The sequence below is a fragment of the Serratia sp. 14-2641 genome (genome assembly GCF_001692375.1).
Classification (GTDB): domain Bacteria; phylum Pseudomonadota; class Gammaproteobacteria; order Enterobacterales; family Enterobacteriaceae; genus Chania; species Chania fonticola_C.
Genome location: NZ_LXKR01000012.1, coordinates 1 through 697 on the forward strand (window position 1 = coordinate 1; position 697 = coordinate 697).

Annotated in this window: 1 protein-coding gene and 1 pseudogene; both read right to left on the reverse strand. The window is 55.8% G+C overall.

Going from position 1 to position 697, the window contains the following annotated elements; all coding sequences use genetic code 11:
* A pseudogene (locus A6U95_RS06725) lies at positions 1-394 on the reverse strand (hypothetical protein); the annotation flags it as partial.
* Positions 391-697 (reverse strand): lytic transglycosylase domain-containing protein (locus tag A6U95_RS06730; protein WP_139102340.1); only part of this gene is annotated, 307 nt, incomplete at its 5' end. The gene A6U95_RS06730 and the pseudogene A6U95_RS06725, both read right to left, overlap by 4 nt.

Genomic DNA, 697 nt, shown 5'->3' on the forward strand with positions numbered 1-697 from the left:
TACTGCCTGTGAGCGCCTCTGTCAGTGTGAGCGAGCTCCCAGGCAGAAAGGTAAGCAGCAGACCTGTCAGCCAGAATCCGGAGGTATAACGCAGCGGTAACCAGTAATTGCGCATATCAAGCAGCACCATGGGAATACCCCACGCCAACAGCCCCAGAATTTTGACAGTGCCTAACCAGGAAGAACCCGCGAGTGCTGTCGTTGCGATCAGGACTGTGCCGGTACCGGCGAAAACGAGGGTGACCCCCCTGATCTGCAGCCGAGTGAGTGGCGGGCCATCATGCTCAAGCAAGAATTGTTTCGCCCGATGAACCAACGGTTGGGCACCGATGAACAGAGCGGCGCTGGTCAGGGCTATCAGTAGCGAGAACTTCAGGACATACGGGGCCATCATGCGGCACCGCCCCTGAGCTTCGTGTACATCGCATAGATCTTACGCGCATAAATCATACGCCGTGGACCGTTGTCATCAGCAAACCCGGCATTGTATGAACCGAGACATTGCCAATTGACGCCGCATTGTTTGAGGTGTTTAGCCAGTATCCAGGCGCCGATTTGGACATTGAGGCACGGGTTGTTCAGCAAGTCTTGCTCATTGCTCAAGATCCCCAGGGACCGCAGCGCCGGAATATGGCGGTCATTGATCTGCATCAGCCCAAAGTCGCGGCTGGTGATCCGCCCTTTTTTATCGCGATTC